This window comes from Lysinibacillus xylanilyticus (genome assembly GCF_001708185.1).
In the GTDB taxonomy this organism is placed as follows: domain Bacteria; phylum Bacillota; class Bacilli; order Bacillales_A; family Planococcaceae; genus Lysinibacillus; species Lysinibacillus xylanilyticus_A.
The window spans coordinates 779,531-799,487 of record NZ_MDDN01000001.1; the positions used below are offsets into that span (position 1 = coordinate 779,531).

Annotated in this window: 16 protein-coding genes; 7 read left to right on the forward strand and 9 right to left on the reverse strand. The window is 37.8% G+C overall.

Annotated elements, in window-relative coordinates; translation table 11 throughout:
- Nucleotides 1-97: 97 nt before the first annotated feature.
- Nucleotides 98-1,567 (forward strand): aminotransferase class I/II-fold pyridoxal phosphate-dependent enzyme, encoded by a 1,470-nt coding sequence (locus BFJ97_RS03845; RefSeq protein WP_068983301.1) that lies wholly within the window; start codon nt 98-100, stop codon nt 1,565-1,567.
- Between the two features lie 273 nt (nt 1,568-1,840).
- Here the strand turns inward: BFJ97_RS03845 and BFJ97_RS03850 are convergent, their stop codons facing one another.
- Nucleotides 1,841-2,509, reverse strand: coding sequence for an LrgB family protein (locus BFJ97_RS03850; protein WP_068983504.1), 669 nt, complete (start codon nt 2,507-2,509; stop codon nt 1,841-1,843).
- A 1-nt stretch (nt 2,510) separates the two neighbouring features.
- On the reverse strand, nt 2,511-2,954 hold the full coding sequence (locus tag BFJ97_RS03855) for a CidA/LrgA family protein (protein ID WP_068983302.1): 444 nt from the start codon (nt 2,952-2,954) through the stop codon (nt 2,511-2,513).
- Nucleotides 2,955-3,219: 265 nt separating this feature from the next.
- Here BFJ97_RS03855 and BFJ97_RS03860 point away from each other — a divergent pair, with 265 nt between their 5' ends.
- Nucleotides 3,220-3,435, forward strand: a complete 216-nt coding sequence (locus tag BFJ97_RS03860; RefSeq protein ID WP_068983303.1) for a hypothetical protein — start codon at nt 3,220-3,222, stop codon at nt 3,433-3,435.
- 628 nt (nt 3,436-4,063) lie between these two features.
- Here the strand turns inward: BFJ97_RS03860 and BFJ97_RS03865 are convergent.
- The 5 genes from BFJ97_RS03865 to pdhA all read right to left on the reverse strand — a co-directional run bounded on the left by BFJ97_RS03865 (nt 4,064) and on the right by pdhA (nt 10,021).
- The gene (locus BFJ97_RS03865; protein WP_068983304.1) at nt 4,064-4,846 is read right to left on the reverse strand and encodes an SDR family NAD(P)-dependent oxidoreductase; all 783 of its coding nucleotides are present in this window, start codon (nt 4,844-4,846) and stop codon (nt 4,064-4,066) included.
- A 269-nt stretch (nt 4,847-5,115) separates the two neighbouring features.
- Nucleotides 5,116-6,531, reverse strand: coding sequence for a dihydrolipoyl dehydrogenase (gene lpdA, locus BFJ97_RS03870; RefSeq protein WP_068983305.1), 1,416 nt, complete (start codon nt 6,529-6,531; stop codon nt 5,116-5,118).
- Nucleotides 6,532-6,536: 5 nt separating this feature from the next.
- On the reverse strand, nt 6,537-7,871 hold the full coding sequence (locus tag BFJ97_RS03875) for a dihydrolipoamide acetyltransferase family protein (protein WP_068983306.1): 1,335 nt from the start codon (nt 7,869-7,871) through the stop codon (nt 6,537-6,539).
- 53 nt (nt 7,872-7,924) lie between these two features.
- Nucleotides 7,925-8,902 carry an alpha-ketoacid dehydrogenase subunit beta gene (locus BFJ97_RS03880; protein ID WP_068983307.1) on the reverse strand — a complete coding sequence of 326 codons (978 nt, stop codon included), beginning with the start codon at nt 8,900-8,902 and terminating at the stop codon, nt 7,925-7,927.
- A 3-nt stretch (nt 8,903-8,905) separates the two neighbouring features.
- A complete protein-coding gene (gene pdhA / locus BFJ97_RS03885; protein ID WP_068983308.1) occupies nt 8,906-10,021 on the reverse strand; it encodes a pyruvate dehydrogenase (acetyl-transferring) E1 component subunit alpha in 1,116 nt (371 codons plus the stop codon).
- A gap of 395 nt (nt 10,022-10,416) precedes the next feature.
- On the opposite strand from pdhA, the gene def reads away from it, so the two are divergent.
- Complete coding sequence (def, locus tag BFJ97_RS03890) at nt 10,417-10,974, forward strand: peptide deformylase (RefSeq protein ID WP_068983309.1); 558 nt, start codon at nt 10,417-10,419, stop codon at nt 10,972-10,974.
- A 377-nt stretch (nt 10,975-11,351) separates the two neighbouring features.
- On the opposite strand, the gene BFJ97_RS03895 is transcribed toward def, so the two are convergent.
- A complete protein-coding gene (locus tag BFJ97_RS03895) occupies nt 11,352-12,122 on the reverse strand; it encodes a Cof-type HAD-IIB family hydrolase (protein ID WP_068983310.1) in 771 nt (256 codons plus the stop codon).
- 442 nt (nt 12,123-12,564) lie between these two features.
- Here BFJ97_RS03895 and BFJ97_RS03900 point away from each other — a divergent pair, with 442 nt between their 5' ends.
- The 3 genes from BFJ97_RS03900 (at nt 12,565) to BFJ97_RS03910 (ending at nt 15,601) form a co-directional block, all read left to right on the forward strand.
- Nucleotides 12,565-12,774 (forward strand): DNA-dependent RNA polymerase subunit epsilon, encoded by a 210-nt coding sequence (locus tag BFJ97_RS03900; RefSeq protein ID WP_068983311.1) that lies wholly within the window; start codon nt 12,565-12,567, stop codon nt 12,772-12,774.
- 5 nt (nt 12,775-12,779) lie between these two features.
- Nucleotides 12,780-14,447, forward strand: coding sequence for a ribonuclease J1 (gene rnjA / locus BFJ97_RS03905; RefSeq protein ID WP_068983312.1), 1,668 nt, complete (start codon nt 12,780-12,782; stop codon nt 14,445-14,447).
- 380 nt (nt 14,448-14,827) lie between these two features.
- The gene (locus BFJ97_RS03910) at nt 14,828-15,601 is read left to right on the forward strand and encodes a protein kinase domain-containing protein (RefSeq protein ID WP_068983313.1); all 774 of its coding nucleotides are present in this window, start codon (nt 14,828-14,830) and stop codon (nt 15,599-15,601) included.
- A gap of 38 nt (nt 15,602-15,639) precedes the next feature.
- Here BFJ97_RS03910 and BFJ97_RS03915 read toward each other — a convergent pair whose 3' ends face one another.
- On the reverse strand, nt 15,640-16,473 hold the full coding sequence (locus tag BFJ97_RS03915) for a TetR/AcrR family transcriptional regulator (RefSeq protein WP_068983314.1): 834 nt from the start codon (nt 16,471-16,473) through the stop codon (nt 15,640-15,642).
- 99 nt (nt 16,474-16,572) lie between these two features.
- Here BFJ97_RS03915 and BFJ97_RS03920 point away from each other — a divergent pair, with 99 nt between their 5' ends.
- On the forward strand, nt 16,573-19,662 hold the full coding sequence (locus BFJ97_RS03920) for an efflux RND transporter permease subunit (protein WP_068983315.1): 3,090 nt from the start codon (nt 16,573-16,575) through the stop codon (nt 19,660-19,662).
- Nucleotides 19,663-19,957: the final 295 nt, after the last annotated feature.

A 19,957-nucleotide genomic window follows, 5' to 3' on the forward strand; every position in this document is an offset into this window, starting at 1 on the left:
TCCTTTTATTTTTTTATGTAAAGTCTATTCTTTCGTGTCATTAGGTGCTATAATTCATTTGTTTTCTTAGATATTATAAAGTGAGGTGGTACCTGCGTTGTCACAATTAGAGACTCCATTGTTCGACGTATTACTAAAACATCGGAACAGACATCCAATTCAGTTCCATATTCCAGGCCATAAGAAAGGGCAAGGTATGGATCCTGCTTTCCGTGAATTCGTCGGCGACAACGTTTTATCAATTGATTTAATTAATATTGCTCCACTAGACGATTTACATTCACCAAAAGGTGCAATTAAGGAAGCACAAGCACTTGCTGCCGAAGCCTTTGGTGCTGATCATACATTCTTTTCCGTTCAAGGTACTAGTGGCGCCATTATGACGATGATTCTGACCGTCGTCGGTCCAGGTGATAAGATTCTAGTGCCACGGAATGTTCATAAATCAATTATGTCAGCGATTGTTTTCGCTGGTGCAATCCCGATTTTTATTCATCCTGAAGTAGATAGCGAGTATGGTATTTCTCATGGAATAACGCCTGAAGCTGTCGAAAAGGCTTTAATTGCTTATCCGGATACAAAAGCAGTCCTTGTCATCAACCCAACGTATTATGGCTTCACAGCTGATTTAAAGCGTATTGTCGAAATAGTTCATAGCCGTAATATCCCAGTAGTTGTTGATGAGGCCCATGGTGTACACATTAAATTCCATGATGAGCTTCCTTATTCAGCGATGGAGGCAGGTGCCGATATGGCAGCTACAAGCGTACATAAGCTTGGTGGTTCCATGACACAAACATCAGTTCTAAATGTTCGTGAAGGCCTTGTCTCTGCAAAACGTGTACAAGCTGTTTTCTCAATGCTAACAACAACATCGACATCTTATCCACTACTTGCTTCGCTTGATACAGCTCGACGTCAGCTAGCAATTCATGGCTATGATTTAATCGATGATGCACTTCGTTTGGCTAAGGATGCTCGTAAACGTATTAACCAAATTGCGCATTTAAAATGTGCTGGTAAAGAAAAATTAAACTCATCTGCAACTTATGATATGGATCCGTTAAAACTATTGATTAGTGTTAAGGATTTGGGCATTTCTGGTCATCAAGCCGAAGAATGGCTTCGTCATAATGCTAATATCGAAGTAGAATTATCTGATCTATATAATATTTTATGTTTAGTAACATTAGCTGATACGAAAAAGGAAATTAATCTTCTAATTAATGCCCTTAGTCGTATGTCTAAAACATTTGATTCAGAAGCTGCTATTACGGAAGCAGTTGTTAATGTTCCGGATATCCCAGCACTTGCCATGTCACCACGTGATGCATTTTATGCGGATACTGAAGTTGTTCCTCTTGCAGAGGCGGATAATTGCATTTGTGCAGAATTCATAATGGTATATCCTCCTGGTATTCCGATTTTTATTCCCGGGGAAATAATTACCCAAGAAAATATTCGTTATATTCAAATGAATATTGAAGCCGGTTTACCTGTTCAAGGACCAGAAGATACAACATTAAAAACGATTCGCGTCATAAAAGAACGCAAACCGATCTTTTAAATACTAAGCTACCTCTAAATGGGGTAGCTTTTCTTAACAAAAAAACTACCATAAACTATAGAACATGGCTAACACAGGAAAAATAATCCACCAATAATACCACAAAAAATCCCCGATTGTTTTATGATAATTGCGTCCGGAATCCGCTTTGTGCTTGCAAATCGGTTATTAAACATTACTCTAAAAGCTATTATTTGCAAATTCGCAACGATTAGTTCCTTTCAACGAAAAAGAACGATTATTAGTTTGTATACATTCATTTTTGTCATTTTTTTACATAAATAAATATACAAATAACGGGCATAGAAATGCGCCAATAATTGCTGATAAGCCCATAGATAACGAGCCTACTGATAATTCTTGCTCTCCGTATTCTCTTAATTTAACAAGTCCAACGCCATGCGAAGCACTACCTACTGCAACCCCTCTGCTAACAGCTGAGTCAATATTGCCGTATTTAATGACTAATGGTCCGATAATAGCACCTACAAATCCTGCCAGCATTACAAACACAGCTGTTAATGGTGGAATGCCGCCAATTGTTTCACTCACCTGCATACCAACCGGTGTCGTTAATGATTTCGGCAAGGCTGTCAGCATCCAGCTATCGTTGACACCGATCCATTTCAACATAATAAATATTGTCACTAAGCCCGTAATCATGGCGATAAAAATACCTGACAAAATAGAATACTTATACTTTATAATAATCGCACGCTGATTATAAAGAGGATACGCAAGTGCAACAACTGCTGGGCCTAGCATTTTTTGAAGCCACTTGCCTCCCTCCATATAAGTAGAATATGGAACATTAAAGACTAATAAAATGATGACACTGACAATAGTTGTCGTCACTAGTGGAATCAATAAAGGATGTGGAAAACGCTGATAAAGTTTTGTAAATAACAAGAACAACACAATTGTGCCGATCACAACAATCATTTCAATCAATAGTTAATTCCCCCTCTCCATCCTCTTCAATAACCTCTGTTTCTTTTTTAGTCTGCTCCTTTTTCTCAATCATTTGGGTAAGTAATCCTGTAATATAAATAGAGATTAATGTGCTAGCTATAACAGCTAAAATGATTAACAGGCCTGTCGTTGACAAAAGTTCAGGATAGTCAATCACTCCCACTGTTGCAGGGATGAAAAACAATGTTAATACGCCAATTAAAAAGCCTGCTCCATTTTGAATGTATTCTACTTTAATTATTTTAAAAATGAGTGAAAGTGCTAATAATAGTAATCCAATTATACTTCCAGGAAGAGGTACATGTAATAAAGACACAATACCTTCGCCAATGTAATAATAAATATTAAGTATTCCAATCTGAACAATAATACGAACAACTCTCTGTAATATCGCAGCAAAATTTCCGTTCAACATTTCGCCACATTTCACCCCCTATTACGTTCATTCTACATCTGCAGGAATTTTCTGTCTATTATAATTTTAGGATAAAATAAAAAAAGAAGATAGCTCAAAAACACTTTAAGCGATCTTCTTTTTATTCAAACGATCAATAGGTTGTCTATAGAAACACACTAAATATGGCTCATCATCATAACGTGTAGTTGATTTCCGTTCCGACTGGGCGCTTCGTCGCTGACGCTTCGCTTTCGCACAAAGCAAAGCTTCCTGGGGGCGTCCAATGAGCCGCTTGGGGCAACAAATGTTTTCTGTGCGAAAGCATAGTGCAAATGCAGCGGCAGCAGCACGATGTTTTTTGCGCGAAAGCGAAGCGACAGCAGCAAAAGGGTTTTATCTGTGCGAAAGCGTAGTGCTAACGCAGCGGCAGCAGCACGATGTTTTTTGCGCGAAAGCGAAGCGGCAGCAGCAAAAGGGTTTTATCTGTGCGAAAGCGTAGTGCTAACGCAGCGGCAGCAGCACGATGTTTTTTGCGCGAAAGCGAAGCGGCAGCAGCAAAAGGGTTTTATCTGCGCGAAAGCGTAGTGCTAACGTAGCGGCAGCAGCACGATGTTGGTCACGAAGGCGTTATCACAGGAAGTGATGATTTTAGCCTTCGTTTGATCCCCAGGGAGTCGCCCAGTCTCCACTCCAATCAACCCATATCAATTTCGCCTTGGCGTAATTGCGTCCGGATTTTGAATTGTGCCCAGGCCTGCAAATGTTTTTTGTGCGAAAGCGTAGTGTTAACGTAGCGGCAGCAACAGATGTTTTTTGCGCGAAAGCATAGCGACAGCAGCACCGATGCAGGTCTGTTAGTCGTTTTCGCAGGATGCGAAGATTTTAGGCTAACATCCTTAAATTCATTCCTTTGAAAATCTGTGACATCCGCCGGAGGCTTTATCTTCATTCAGTAAGGGGTATGGAACCTATTGACAGGGGACCACATCCGTATTTATCTCACTACCTTCAGAGGTGGGAGTCTTCTAAGATAAAAGACATACGTTTTAACAAATGTCATCCACAACTTTTGGTGATGAGCCCTTAATATGCCTTTTCTCAAAGAATATTACTATTTTAATTAACTTTTATAATGCATGTCCTGAACCACCATCAATATTGACAGAAGTGCCAGTCACATAGCTAGCAGCATCTGATACTAAAAATGTAATGACATTTGCCGCTTCTTGAGTATCTCCTACACGTCCAAGTGGAATTGTTTGACCAACTTTACGAGAATAATCCTCCCACGAAAGCTCTGGTTCATGTTCTTTCCATTTTTTCTCTATTTGATCACTTCGAATAAGCCCAATACAAACGGAATTCACACGTATATTGTCTTTTCCTAAGTCTTTGCTCATAGCTTTCGTTAACGCAAGCCCTGCTGCACGACTTACAGTAGTGGGCAACGAGCTTGCTGGTGGTGTTTTAGCCATTACCGCAGTCACATTAACAATTGCACCTCCGCCAACGTTCCGTATATGGGGTACAGCATATTTTGAACAATTGACAGCACCAAACACTTTTAAATCTAAATCAGCTTGCCATAGCTCACTACTAACCGCTTCAAAAGGATTAGCTGAAGCTGTACCTGCATTATTAATAAGAATATCAAGGCGACCAAAATGCTCTACTGCTCGTTCAATTAAGTACTTACAATCTTTTTCCTTTGTAATATCAGTCGGTACAATTAATACGTCCTCGCCTGTTTCGTTTTTAATACAGCCAGCAGCCACTTGTAGCTGTTTTTCACCACGGGCACAAAGTACAACCTTAGCCCCCTCTTTCACAAGCTGCATCGCTGTATAATAACCTATTCCCTTACTTGAACCTGTAATAACTGCCACTTTCCCCTTTAAGCCTAGTTCCATTGATATCACCTCAGTTTTTTTGTTCAACTTCTCTTTTTTCATAAACATCGTTATCATTTTCGGACATCTAACAGTCAGTCAGAGATCTATTTGGCACTTCACAAGTTCTATCTGACACCTTCACTAAGTCTATCCAGCATTTAATAGATTCCTAATCAAATAATATTTTTCGAAATATTCATTCGATATAATTACTTTATCAAAATTACAAGTAATATACAAAAAAACGGCTACAAAGCAATGCTTTATAGCCGTTTTCATAAACTTTATTATTTTTTTGCTACAATATGGATTGGGTTGCCAAGTAATACTTCAGCGGCTTCCATTGTAATTTCACCTAAAGTTGGGTGAGCATGGATTGTTAATGCGATATCTTCAGCAGTCATACCGCCTTCAATCGCTAAGCCCATTTCAGCGATCATATCAGATGCACCAGCACCTACGATTTGAGCACCGATTAATAAGCCATCTTCTTTACGAGCAACAAGCTTTACGAAACCTTCTGTTTGGTTTAATGCAAGTGCACGACCATTAGCTGCGAATGGGAATTTCGCTGCAGTGTATTCAATGCCTTCAGCTTTTGCTTCGTCTTCATTATAACCAACTGTTGCCATTTCTGGATCTGTGAAGCATACAGCTGGAATAGCTAAATAATCAACGATTGATTTTTCACCAGCGATTGCTTCAGCAGCAACTTTACCTTCATAAGATGCTTTATGAGCAAGCTGAGGACCTGCTACAATATCACCAATTGCATAGATGTTTGGAATATTTGTACGACATTGTTTGTCAACATTGATTAGACCACGTTCACCGAATTCAACACCGATTTCAGCAAGGCCCATTTCATCTGTATTTGGACGACGACCTACAGTCACTAATACATAGTCAGCTTCAACTTTTTTCTCTTCTCCGCCAACTTCATAAGTTACTACTACGCCGTTTTCTGTTTCTTCAACGCCTTTTGCAGATGCGTTTACTTCCATTTCAACGCCTTTCTTTTTAAGGCCTTTTTTCACGATTTGTGTCATTTGTTTTTCGAAGCCAGCTAAGATATCTTTTCCACCTTCGATAATTGTTACTTGTGAGCCAAGATTAGCATAAGCTGAACCTAACTCTGTACCAATATAACCTCCACCGATAACTACTAATTTACCTGGTACTTCTTGTAAAGAAAGTGCGCCAGTAGAATTTAGTACGCGATTAGAGAATTTAAATGTTGGAATTTCAACTGGGCGAGAACCTGTTGCGATAATTACATTGTTAAATGTGTAAGTTTGAGCAGATTCACCATTGATGATACGCACTGAATGAGCATCAACGAAATAAGCTTCACCTTGTACAATTTCAACTTTATTACCTTTAAGTAAGCCTTCAACACCGCCAGTTAATTTTTTAACAACGCTGTCTTTAAATGCTTGTGCTTTTGAGAAGTCTAATTTCACGTCAGAAGCGATGATACCCATGTCATCTGAATGTTTAGCATGCTCAAAACGGTGACCTACTGAAATTAATGCTTTTGATGGGATACAACCTACGTTTAAGCACACACCACCAAGTACATTTTTTTCAACGATTGTTACTTTTTGGCCAGTTTGAGCTGCACGAATTGCTGCTACATATCCTCCAGGACCTGAACCAATGACAAGAGTATCTGTTTCGATTGGAAAATCTCCTACTACCATTTTTGTTACGCCTCCATTAATAATAATTCTGGTTCACTTAACAAACGCTTTAAGTGATTTAAAGCATTTTGCGCAGTGGCTCCATCAATCATACGATGATCAAAGCTCAATGATAATGCTAACACAGGTGCGGCTACAATTTCACCATTTTTTATTACAGGTTTTTCTGAAATTCGACCAATACCTAAAATCGCTACTTCAGGGTGATTAATTACCGGAGTAAACCATTGTCCCCCTGCAGAGCCGATATTCGTAATTGACATCGATGCACCCTTCATTTCATGTGGTGCAAGCTTGCCTTCACGTGCTTTAGTCGCTAACTCATTAATTTCATTAGATACTGCAAACACAGATTTACGATCTGCATGCTTAATAACAGGTACTAGTAAGCCTTTTTCTGTATCTGCTGCAATACCAACATTGTAGTAATGCTTCTGAATAATTTCTTGTGTTGCATCATCTAATGAGCGGTTAAATTCTGGGAATTCGCGCAAAGTTGAAATAAGCGCTTTAACTACGTATGGTAAGTACGTTAATTTGACACCCTTCTCAGCAGCGATATCTTTGAATTTTTTGCGATGTGCTACAAGAGCAGTTACATCGACTTCATCCATTAGTGTAACATGTGGTGCTGTTTGTTTCGAGTGAACCATTGCTTTTGCAATCGCTTTTCGAATACCAGACATTTTCTCACGTGTTTCTGGGAATTCTCCCTCAAGAACAACTGGTGCTGCTTGTGTAGTTGTTTCTTGTTGAACAGCTTCTTCGTTAGCAACAGGTGCTGCTTCAGCCTCTACAGCGCCTCCACCGTTTAGGAAGTTCTCAATATCTAGTTTTAAAATACGGCCATTTTTACCTGTACCTTTAACTTCACGAATATTGACATCATTGTCTCGTGCAAATTTACGTACTGAAGGCATTGCAATGATACGTTTTGTATCTACAACTACATCTTCAGTCTTTACTGCCGTTTTTTCTGGAGCTTTTTCTTCCTCGACAGGTGCCTTTGCTACTGCTTGGCCTGACTCAGCTGTCGCTTGAACTTGAGCTTCTGTTTTCGCTTCAGCATGGTCATCGCCTTTTAGCTTTAAGTCTTCATAGCCAGGTGCATCAAAGCGGATTAAGACATCACCAACAACGGCTACAGTACCTTCTCCTACTAAAACTTCCTCTACTGTTCCTTCAACTGGAGAAGGTATTTCTACTACTGCTTTATCGTTTTGTACTTCACAAAGAATATCGTCTTCTTTTACTGTATCTCCAGCTTTAACGAACCATTTCACGATTTCGCCTTCGTGAATACCCTCGCCAATATCCGGTAATCTAAATTCAAATGCCATGTGTACCCATCCTTTCTATTTACTGTTTTAAGAGCTACATGTAAGAAGCTACATTAGAATGTTAAAACTTTTTTTGCTGTTGCCATTACATCTTTATAGTTCGGTAACCAAACACCTTCAGCTTGTGGGAATGGGTACACAGTATCTGGTGCAGCCACACGAAGTACAGGTGCTTCTAAGCTTAAAATTGCACGCTCTGTAATTTCAGCCACTACATTTGCAGCAATACCTGCTTGCTTTTGAGCTTCTTGTACAACGATTGCACGACCTGTTTTTTCAACTGATGCAATAATTGTTTCAATATCAATCGGTTGAATTGTACGTAAATCAATAACTTCAACAGAGTGACCTTCTTTTTCTAGCTCTTCTGCAGCCTTTAAGCTTTCATGAACCATTAAACCATAAGCAATAATTGTTAAATCTTTACCTTCACGTTTTACATCCGCTTTACCTAGTGGAATTTCGTATGCTTCCTCAGGTACCTCTTCACGGAATGAACGGTATAATTTTAAATGCTCTAAGAAAATAACTGGATTATCATTTCGAATAGATGAGATCAGTAAACCTTTAGCATCGTATGGTGTTGAAGGTACAACAACCGTTAAACCTGGTTGTGCTGTCATTAAGCTCTCTAAGCTATCAGAGTGCATTTCTGGTGTATGCACGCCACCACCAAATGGAGAACGGATTGTCACTGGTGCATTATAAACGCCACCGCTACGATAGCTCATACGTGCTAATTGACCACTAATTGAATCCATTACTTCAAAAACGAAACCAAAGAACTGAATTTCAGGAACTGGGCGGAAACCTTCTAGAGAAAGACCGACTGCTAAGCCACCAATACCTGACTCTGCTAATGGTGTATCGAATACACGGTCAACACCAAATTCTTTTTGTAGGCCTTCAGTTGCGCGGAATACCCCACCGTTGACACCTACATCTTCCCCGAATACAAGAACGTTTTCATCATTCTTTAATTCCGTGCGAAGTGCATCTGTAATTGCTTGAATCATCGTCATTTGTGCCATAGGTTATTTCGACTCCTTCTCTTTGTAGATTTCATACTGTTCTTTTAAATTAGATGGCATTTCGCCTTTATACATATTTTCCATTAACTCTGTAACTTTTTGTTTTGGAGCTGCATCGGCTTTTTTGATCGCCTCTTTAATTTCTTCTTTTGCACGCTCAATTACAGCCTCTTCTTTTTTCTCATCCCATAGACCTTTCGCCTCTAGGTATTTGCGGAAGCGTACAAGCGGGTCTTTTTGTGCCCATTCGCTATCTGTATCAGATGTACGGTAACGCGTTGGATCATCGCCTGCCATTGTATGAGGCCCATAGCGATAGCATAGTGTTTCAATTAAAGTTGGACCTTCGCCATTCACTGCGCGCTCACGTGCATCACGTGTTGCTACGTAAACTGCAAGTGCATCCATTCCATCTACTAAAATACTTGGTAAGCCTGCTGCTACACCTTTTTGAGCGATTGTTTTCGCCGCTGTTTGTAATTCACGAGGTGTTGAAATCGCATATTGGTTATTTTGTACAATGAAGATTGCTGGTGATTTAAACGCACCTGCAAAGTTAATGCCTTCATAGAAATCCCCTTGCGAAGAACCACCATCACCTGTATAAGTTACAGCTACTGCTTTTTTACCACGTTTTTGAATACCAAGTGCTACGCCTGCTGCTTGCACATATTGAGCTCCGATAATGATTTGAGGAGGTAATACATTTACGCCTTCTGGAATCTGATTCCCTAAGAAATGACCACGTGAGAATAAAAATGCTTTATCTAAAGGTAAACCATGCCATACGATTTGCGGTACATCACGGTAACCTGGTAAAATCCAATCTTCTTTCTCTAATGCAAATTGTGAAGCGAGTTGTGAAGCTTCCTGGCCAGCTGTTGGTGCATAGAAGCCTAATCGACCTTGACGGTTAAGTGAAATAGAGCGTTGGTCTAAAATACGTGTATAAACCATACGCGTCATTAATTCAACTAGCTCCTCGTCAGATAATTTTGGATCTGCCCCGTCATTTATAATTTCGCCTTCTTCATTCAAAATTTGAAACATTTCAAACTTATCTTCGATTTCAGTTAGCGTTTGTTTAGCATCAAAAATATTGTTGTTTTTCTTGCTCATTTGTCACATCTCCCTTTCAACTGTATTAAAATAAATCACCTTTTTAACTAGTACAACTTATTCTTTGCACTCAGTATACTGAATAAAATACGGTCGGTCAATCATATATTACGCGTACAAATAAAGATTTTTTCTGAAATAACAACTTAACACCCCTGTCTTATTCTGTATCACAAAATGACATCAACTGTATTATAACAATATATTCAGAGCGCACAATTATTAGGTTTTCCTACTTGATCACCAATAGTAGAATGCCCCAGTTCTAGACAATCTAATAGCTATAGAAAAATTTTTTAAGTATATTCAAATAAGGTCTTTTTTCATGTGATTGTATTAATACGTGATGTATACTGATAAGTAAAGCACTACAAAGTTGAAAGGAAGATTCACATATGATTTTAATGGATGATATTATTCGCGAAGGTCATCCGACTTTACGCACAAAAGCTGAGGAGGTTACATTCCCTCTAAATGATGAAGTAAGACAACTTGCAGAAAACATGCTTCAATATTTAATAAACAGCCAAGATCCTGAAATTGCAGATAAATATGATTTACGTAGCGGTATTGGACTAGCAGCCAATCAAATAAATAGTCTACATCGAATGTTTGCCCTTCATTTAAAAGATGAGAATGGCGAACAATTAAGTTTCGTAGCAATAAACCCTAAAATTGTAAGCCACTCTGTAGAAAACACATACCTTACAGGAGGTGAGGGTTGCCTTTCTGTTGATCGCAATGTCCCAGGCTATGTACCACGTCATGCTCGTGTTACAGTTAAATTTAAAACAGTCGACGGTGAAGAGAAAAAAATGAGACTTAAAGGCTTACCTGCTATAGCCTTCCAACACGAATTAGACCACCTAAACGGCATCATGTTTTACGATCGCATAAATGAAAAAAATCCATTTGCAGAAATTCCAGACTCTAAACCATACGAGCGTGACTAAGAGTACATAAAGAAAACACCCATGCGGTTCATTTTACATCGCAGGGTCTATTTTCTTTTCGCAACCCGATGCGATTTTTCATCCATCTTTTTCGCTCTCCAATTAATTAAAGACAATGAATAAAATTATTGACATCGAATAATTTACTATGTAATTAAAAAAAGCAACTAGTCGTAGTTATTTTCTCCAACTAGTTGCTTTTTTATTTTCTTCTATCATTTTGCCTTGACCTAATTGCGTCCAGGTTCGGCTTTGCGCTTGCGAAAATGAAGCGACAACAATATGATGTTAGTCACTCAGCCATCGCCACAGGACGAGACGTTCTTAGGCTGAGCCCCTCTATTTCAGCAGATGATTAAAACAAACGCTGAAAGAAGTTAAATAATATTTAATTGTCGCATAATTTTTGCAATACCGTCCTCATCTACATGATCAGCTATATGAGTAGCAACAGCCTTCACACTCTCATGTCCATTTCCCATTGCTATACTGGTACCGACAGCCTGAAGCATTTCTATATCATTAATGCCATCTCCGAAAGCAATAGCATCTTCCAATGTAAGTTCCATTCTTTCAAGCACCTTTTCAATGCCAGCAGCCTTTGAGCCACCCTTTGGTAAAATGTCACAAGAATAGCGATGCCAGCGTACAAATTGTACGTTTGGAAATGCTTCACGATACAAAAGTTCATCTTTTTCTTCCATAAATATAAGTGTTTGATAGACATTGTTCTGCATATAATAAGATGAGTCTAGCTTTGGATACGGATATTTTAACGTATTTAAGCTTTCTGCCACCTTATGATCATTTCCTACTGATGCAATCATTTGCTTGTCATCTAAAAATACTACCGGTTCATTTCGAGCTTCTCCAAAAGCAATAATTTCGGCTAGCTCGTCTTTTTTAATACCATTTGTATAGACAACCTCACCTTTATAAACGACATATTGTCCATTAAAGGTAATATACGTATTAATATCTAGTTCATCTAATAAGGATTGAATCATAAAAGGTGCTCGTCCTGTTGCAATTGCAAGCTCGTACCCTTTACGACGAGCTTCAAAAAGCGCCTCTTTCGCAGAAGTTGGCAATATTTTTTCACTGTTATAAAGCGTTCCATCAACGTCAAAAAATAAAATTTTCTTCATCATAGTAGTCCCTTTCGTATGTATTCTGCAAAGGTTAATAACTTTACACATCCATAATTTTTCGTTATAATGATCCTAAGGAGTGATGTGCCATGCTGAAGAAACTAAAACGTAAATTGTTGAAGCAACTTCGCGGCATACTCGGAAAAAAATCAATTGCCTAACATTTGCCCTTCATTATTTGAAGGGCTTTTCTTTATTTTAGAGTAACTGCGTGATAATATAAAGGAAATGCATTTATTTGGCTATGTGCAACCACTGTCTCAATGTTTTATTCAATTACGCCTTGTCGTAGTGCAAATTTGAAACACTGAGATACAAGAACTTCAAACGCCTTATTTCTTCCTCAGTATACTAGAAATTCGCTGTTTTTTCTTGTAGTACGTGCGTGGTATTAGTCAAAGGTGCAATAAAATTGTACGCAATAAAAGGAGAGCAAACTATGATTTACAAAGTTTATTATCAAGAAGATGCAAATGAAATTCCAGTTCGCGAAAACACTAAAAGTCTATATCTTGAAGCTGCTTCAGAGCGCGAAGTACGTGAAAAGCTAAAAGACCGAAACTATAACATCGAGTTCATTCAACTGCTTGAAGGTAACTATTTAACTTACGAACAAGCAAGTCCGAACTTCATCTTGGAGGAAATTTAACAAACATGAAGTTTGTTAAAAATGACCAAGCAGCTGTTTTCGCACTCGGCGGACTGGGCGAAATCGGCAAAAATACTTACGGCGTTCAATTTCAAGATGAAATTATCTTAATCGATGCCGGCATCAAATTCCCAGAAGATGACTTACTCGGCATTGACTATGTTATTCCAGATTATACGTATTTAGTACGTAACGTCGACAAAATTAAAGGATTATTTATTACACATGGACATGAGGATCACATTGGTGGTATTCCTTATTTATTACGTCAAGTAAATGTCCCTGTCTACGGCGGTAAGCTGGCACTCGGCTTATTGCGTAATAAATTAGACGAACACGGCTTGTTACGTACAACAAAACTTATCGAAATTAAAGAAGAGGATGTTATTAAATTCAGAAAAACGTCTGTTAGCTTCTTTAGAACAACACATAGTATTCCAGACGCTTACGGAATTGTCGTAAAAACACCACCTGGTAACATCGTGCATACAGGTGACTTTAAATTTGACTTTACACCAGTAGGCGAGCCAGCTAACTTAACAAAAATGGCTGAAATCGGACGTGATGGCGTACTGTGCTTACTTTCAGATAGTACAAATGCTGAAAAGCCAAACTTCACAATGTCAGAACGTACAGTTGGAAAAAGTATCGATGAAATTTTCCGTAAGGTTGATAGTCGTATTATCTTTGCGACTTTCGCGTCAAACATTCACCGTTTACAACAAGCAACAGACGCTGCCATAAAATACGGACGAAAAATCGCTGTCTTTGGTCGTTCAATGGATAACGCCATTACGATTGGTCGCGAACTTGGCTATATTAATGCACCGAAGGATACATTTATTGATGCCCAAAGCATTAACCGCCTTCCAGCTAACGAAGTGATGATATTATGTACAGGCTCTCAAGGTGAACCAATGGCAGCACTTTCTCGTATTGCCAATGGTACACATCGCCAAATTCAAATTCAGCCTGGTGACACAGTTATCTTTTCTTCTTCACCAGTACCCGGAAATACAGTAAGTGTAAACAAAATTATCAACTTACTTTTCCGCGCAGGTGCTGAAGTTATTCATGGTGCACTAAATAATATCCATACTTCTGGTCATGGTTCTCAGGAAGAACAAAAATTGATGCTACGCTTAATGAAGCCTAAATTCTTTATGCCAATTCACGGTGAGTACCGCATGCTAAAAATGCATACTCATCTAGCAGAAGATTGTGATGTTCTACTTGAAAATTCATTCGTCATGGAGAATGGCGACGTGCTAGCATTAAGTCCTAACGAAGCACATGTAGCTGGTCGCATCCCTTCAGGAGACGTTTATATTGACGGAAATGGTATTGGAGATATCGGCAACATCGTGCTTCGCGATCGACGCATTCTTTCTGAAGAAGGTTTAGTTATTGTTGTTGTCAGTGTTGATATGGAAAATCAGAAAATCGTTTCCGGCCCAGACATTATTTCACGAGGCTTCGTTTACATGCGTGAGTCTGGTACGATGATTAATGAAGCACAAAAAATGCTAAATCGTCATTTAAACGAAACAATTCAAAGCAAAACTCCTCAATGGACTGAGCTAAAGAATGAAATTACTGACGTATTAGGACCATATCTATTTGAAAAAACAAAACGTCGACCTATGATTTTACCGATTATTATGGAGGTTTAGCCTCATCACTAAGAAGCTACGTAAATTACGTAGCTTCTTTTTTAATTGGTTTTTAGTCCTATTAAGAATACAGTTTTCAAAAAGCGCGTGTTCCAACAATACCCAAAGCAAACAGCAAAGTATTTTATTTTTAAAATTTTGAAACCTCTCTTTTTTATTTTACGTATATAAAAGTATCAAAACAAAAAAAGGAGCGTTTTTATGTTAGATAAAATCCTTCATTCCATACTCAACGGGTCATCTAAAAAACATCACCATTCATCAAGTAGCCATCAAAAGTTTTCCAAGCGTCATAATTATTACGGCCATAAACATTATAAACGTAGCCATCGCAAAAGCTCACGTAGCTTCTTTAGTTCAATGAGTTTCTTCAGTAGCTAATGTGGTGGAATAAATTATCCGAAAAACATTTCGATCAAGAAGTTCAACAATATATAGCAGCGCAGCAAAATTCCTCTTTCGTTAAACTTCTTGGTTTCGGTTCGTACGGTCGAACATATTTAATAGAGGAAAAATCCACGAAAAAGCTTTTTGTTTTAAAATGCCTACGATTAAAACATCGACGTCATCAAAAGACGAAAAATAAGTTTATGCAGGAAATTGAAATTCTTCAACGTTTATCAATGCCTAGTATTCCGTCTATTCAATTGACAGGTACTATTCAAGATATACCTTTTTTTATCATGGATTATATCAACGGCCGAACATTTGAACAGCTCATTTTTGATGAAGGCCAAATATTTACAATCTCTCAATCACTTTTAATCACTAAACAATTATTACAACAAGTAGTTGTTTTACATGAAAATAGCATAGTACATCGAGATTTACGCATCCCCAATATTTTATTTGCCAATCAACAATTGTATATCATTGATTTCGGCCTTGCTACTTTTAAAAAAAATGTAGATTTCACTTTAATCGATAACCCAAAGCAAGCTGAAAATCATATTAGTGATTTATATTTTGTTGGTCATTTTTTATTATTTTTACTGTACTCAAGCTACAAGCCTTCCACTAGCAAAGAAAAGCCTTGGCAAGAAGAATTAGCTCTACCGAATGACATCACGAATTTCCTTGAACGATTATTATGGATTCAAAAACCTTTTAACAGTTCAATGGAAGCCCTACAGTTACTCCCAATCAAAAAATGAATTGTTCACCCCGTTAGTGAACAATTCATTCCCTTTAGTTAAATCTTAAAAAATTTTTTTAACATATAAGCAACCCATCTATGCTCCGGCCGTAAGCGTATATTTTCGATTAAACCTTTTACAATTGCTTTGCTATAGGTTAGATCGTCAATTTGAAATTTTAACAATTCAAGAGAGTCACGTTCAATTGACTCCTCTAAGCCACTTAGGTGTTGATCAATTAATTCTAACAAAGATTCCTTTGTAACTTCTTCATTACATGGTTTTGCTGTTAATTGAACAAGATCTTCCGTGATAAACGGAATCGTTGTATGCCGTGCAATAATGTCCGTCTTTTCCGCTAAAGATTTAGCCAATTGATCTAAATCTAATGGTATATCGGAAAAAATAAAAAGTTCTGCATAACTCTTCATAAATCCTTTAATGCAGTACATAACATCATATTTTGTCTTGTGGAGTTCATCCCGATAAAGCTGTTCAAGCATATAAATGATTGACTTTGACATCTCGGCGTCATAAGCACTTATTTTTTGAAACAACTCTTTTTTGGTAAGAAGTACTTTTTCATTAAAAAACACACGGGCAGATGCAGAATGTTTTTTAAACGCTTGAAAAATACTTTTGTAAAACTCAACTAATATAACATCTTTACTAAGCGAACCTCTGACTACTTGGTCAATTTCGGTAACGAATTGCTGTAGATAATACTCTACCATCGAAACAAGAAGCTCGTCCTTTGTTTTAAAAGATAAATAAAATGCTCCTTTTGAAATTCCACATCGTTCTGTAATTTGCTGTACAGATGTAGATTCAAAGCCTTGTTCTGAGAATAACTCTAATGCTTTCTCCATAATTAGTTGCTTTTTTAACATACTTTTAATTCTCTCCTAATGTATTTCATTGACAAGTGACCAATTAGTCATTAGTATAAATAATTGAAATTAGTAAGTCAATAAAGGGTAGGTGTAAAGGTGAAAGGTTTAGTTAATTTCGTATTGAAAAACAAATTGGCAGTGTGGCTATTAACAATTATCATCACTGTCTCTGGTATTTATTCAGGCACAAAAATGAAAATGGAATCTATACCTGATATTTCCATACCTTATTTAATTGTTATGGGTGTTTACCCTGGTGCAACCCCTGAACAGGTGATGAATGAACTTTCCATTCCATTTGAAAAATCAATTGAAAGTTTAGAAGATGTGAAGGCCGTATACTCAACATCCTCTTCTAACGTAGCACAAGTTCAAGTTGAATACGACTACGGCATTGATATGGATGAGAAAAAGCGCCAATTAGAGTCCGCTTTAGATAATATAAAATTACCTGAAGGTGCTCAAAAGCCTACAATTATGGCGATTAGCATGAATATGATGCCTGTTGTGGCATTATCAGTAAGTAGCTCTGAGGAAGATATTGTTGAGTTGACGTCAACAGTAGAAGACATTTTACTTCCTAAAATTGAAAAAATTGATGGTGTTGCTTCTGCAACTATCAATGGTCAGCACATTAATGAAGTGTCATTTAAATATGACGAAAAGAAAATGGCTGCTCTCGGCTTAACAGAGGAATCTGTCGAGCAAATGATTCAAGCAAGCGATATGTCACTGTCACTTGGTTTATATCAATTTACTGTCGGTGAACAAGCGGTTTCGGTAGACGGGAAAGTTAAATCTGTAGATGAATTAAAAGACTTATTAATCCCAGTCACGCCTTCAGCTACAAACCCTTCCCCATTCGTTCGCTTAGGTGATATCGCAACGATTGAAGTAAAAGGTAAAGTACAATCTGTGTCACGTACAAATGGTAAAGATGCGATTGCCATTCAAATCGTTAAAGACCAAGATGCCAATACCGTAACAGTCGTGAATGCAGTAAAAGACTTAATTAAAGAAGAAGAAAAATTAATAGACGGTTTAAAAGTAGATATTTCACTTGACCAAGGTGCTCCGATTGAAGATTCAGTCTTCACAATGATTGAAAAAGCAGTATTCGGTGGTGCCATTGCCGTACTAATTATTTTACTATTCTTACGTGATTTCAAATCAACAATTATTTCGATTATCTCAATCCCAGTTTCAATATTCATGGCCTTGCTACTATTAAACTGGATGGATATCACATTAAACATTATGACCCTCGGTGCGATTACCGTGGCGATTGGTCGTGTAATTGATGACTCCATTGTAGTTGTTGAAAATATATATCGACGCATCCATTTAAAAGATGAAAAACTAACAGGTCGCGCCCTTATTCGCGAAGCCACAATTGAAATGTTCAAACCAATCCTTTCTTCTACATTAGTAACTGTAGCAGTTTTCGCTCCATTAATTTTTGTTAGTGGTATGGTTGGTGAATTATTCATGCCGTTTGCATTAACAATGTCATTTGCTCTAGGGGCTTCTCTAATCGTGGCGATTACAATTGTTCCTGCTTTATCTCACTTCTTATTCCGTAAAAAATTATACGGTGAGAAAAAAGAAAGTCAGCATAAAGAAGTTGGTAAACTAGCTACTTGGTATAAAGGTGTACTAGAAAAGACATTAAACCATAAAATCATTACATCTGTTATAGCGATATTAATGCTTGTTGGTTCTCTTGCTTTAACACCACTCATCGGCTTTAGTTTCATGGGCTCTCAAGAAGAAAAGGTTATGTACTTATCATATACACCTGCTACAGGCGAGCTAATGAAAGATACAGAAGCAAATGTTGCACAAGTAGAAAAAGAATTAATGAAACGCGAAGACATAGATATTTTGCAAGTCTCTATCAATGATCCAAAGAATGTTGATCCTTCTGCAATGATGATGGGCGGCGGTGCTGGCGGTGCATTAATGTACCTCATCTTTGATCCAGATATGGAAGACTTCCCTAAAGCAAAAAAAGAAGTAGAAGACTATATAGCTAACATTGGTCAATCAGGAGAATGGAAATCTCAAAACTTCTCGTCAGCGTCTACGTCTTCAAATGAAGTAAGTTACTCATTATATAGCGAGGACTTAGATAAGCTTCGTGATGCAGTGAAACAAGTTGAAGGTGCATTAAAAGAAGTTGATGGCTTAGAAGACATTAAATCTAATAATGAAGATCCATATGTTGAGCATGTTTTAAAAGTAGATCAAAAGAATGTTCTACAATATGGTTTAACTACCGCTCAAATCGTAATGGCCTTGAACGCAAATACATCATCAGAAGTTTTAACTTCAGTCAAGTATGATGGTGAAGATATTGATGTCATTGTACAACGTGAAGCAAAGGCAGCAGCTACATCTCTTGATGATGTATTAGCTACTGAAATCAAGACAGCTTTAGGCACAACAATGACAATTGGTGAATTAGTCAAGGTAGAAGAAGGCACTACGCTTAACTCTTTAGCTCGCTCTAAAGGCGAATATTACGCAACCGTTTCTGGTACGATTACTGAAGACGATATTTCAAAAGCAACTTCTGCTGCTGATGAAAAGATTGATAAATTAGATTTACCTAAAGGTGTAACGACTGGGGTTTCAGGTGTGGCTGCAGATATGCAAGAAACATTTACACAGCTTGGAATTGCTATGTTAGCTGCAATCGCTATCGTTTATTTCATTCTAGTCGTAACATTCGGTGAAGGTTTAGCACCATTCGCTATTCTGTTCTCACTACCATTCGCAGTAATTGGTGCATTTGTTGGCTTGTTCGTCACAGATCAAACAATTTCTGTTTCTGTTATGATGGGACTATTAATGCTGATTGGTATCGTTGTGACAAATGCCATCGTATTAGTAGACCGCATTATCCATATGGAACGCGACGGACTCGTTATGCGCGAGGCTATTTTAGAAGCAGGTGCAACTCGTTTACGCCCTATTCTAATGACGGCCATTGCAACAATCGGTGCGATGATCCCAATGGCATTCGGCGGTGGTGGCAGTGGTCTAATTTCAAAAGACCTAGCGATTACCGTAATCGGTGGTTTACTATCTTCAACATTATTAACATTAGTAGTTGTACCAATCGTCTATGAAATGTTATCTAAAATGTTAAAGAAAAACCGAAAAGATTTTGAAGAAAATTAATAATAACTTGTAAAATAAGGGCTCTCTTTGAAGGGGGCCCTTTTTTCTTATTTTGACGGAGCATTATCGTCATTTATACAAACTACATTATTTATAATTTTTATGACTCCGTGAGTTAGGCCCCCCTCTCTTAATATCTAATTAAAAAGCTTAACAATAATTTACAAATCTTGTTATAATAAAGGCTCATCACCAAAAGTTGTGGATGACATTTGTTAAGACGTATGCTTTGTATATTAGTTGATTGGAGTGGAGACTGGGCGACTCCTTGGGGATTAGCGGTAGAGGAACGAAG

Coding starts and splice junctions, on each gene's coding strand:
- lpdA (WP_068983305.1), bottom strand. CDS start 6,531: ATGGTAGTAGGAGATTTTCCAATCGAAACAGATACTCTTGTCATTGGT.
- BFJ97_RS03865 (WP_068983304.1), bottom strand. CDS start 4,846: ATGGAACTAGGCTTAAAGGGGAAAGTGGCAGTTATTACAGGTTCAAGT.
- pdhA (WP_068983308.1), bottom strand. CDS start 10,021: ATGAGCAAGAAAAACAACAATATTTTTGATGCTAAACAAACGCTAACT.
- rnjA (WP_068983312.1), top strand. CDS start 12,780: ATGAAGTTTGTTAAAAATGACCAAGCAGCTGTTTTCGCACTCGGCGGA.
- BFJ97_RS03875 (WP_068983306.1), bottom strand. CDS start 7,871: ATGGCATTTGAATTTAGATTACCGGATATTGGCGAGGGTATTCACGAA.
- BFJ97_RS03895 (WP_068983310.1), bottom strand. CDS start 12,122: ATGAAGAAAATTTTATTTTTTGACGTTGATGGAACGCTTTATAACAGT.
- BFJ97_RS03855 (WP_068983302.1), bottom strand. CDS start 2,954: ATGTTGAACGGAAATTTTGCTGCGATATTACAGAGAGTTGTTCGTATT.
- BFJ97_RS03880 (WP_068983307.1), bottom strand. CDS start 8,902: ATGGCACAAATGACGATGATTCAAGCAATTACAGATGCACTTCGCACG.
- BFJ97_RS03910 (WP_068983313.1), top strand. CDS start 14,828: ATGTGGTGGAATAAATTATCCGAAAAACATTTCGATCAAGAAGTTCAA.
- BFJ97_RS03860 (WP_068983303.1), top strand. CDS start 3,220: ATGAGCCGCTTGGGGCAACAAATGTTTTCTGTGCGAAAGCATAGTGCA.
- def (WP_068983309.1), top strand. CDS start 10,417: ATGATTTTAATGGATGATATTATTCGCGAAGGTCATCCGACTTTACGC.
- BFJ97_RS03915 (WP_068983314.1), bottom strand. CDS start 16,473: ATGTTAAAAAAGCAACTAATTATGGAGAAAGCATTAGAGTTATTCTCA.
- BFJ97_RS03900 (WP_068983311.1), top strand. CDS start 12,565: ATGATTTACAAAGTTTATTATCAAGAAGATGCAAATGAAATTCCAGTT.
- BFJ97_RS03850 (WP_068983504.1), bottom strand. CDS start 2,509: ATGATTGTTGTGATCGGCACAATTGTGTTGTTCTTGTTATTTACAAAA.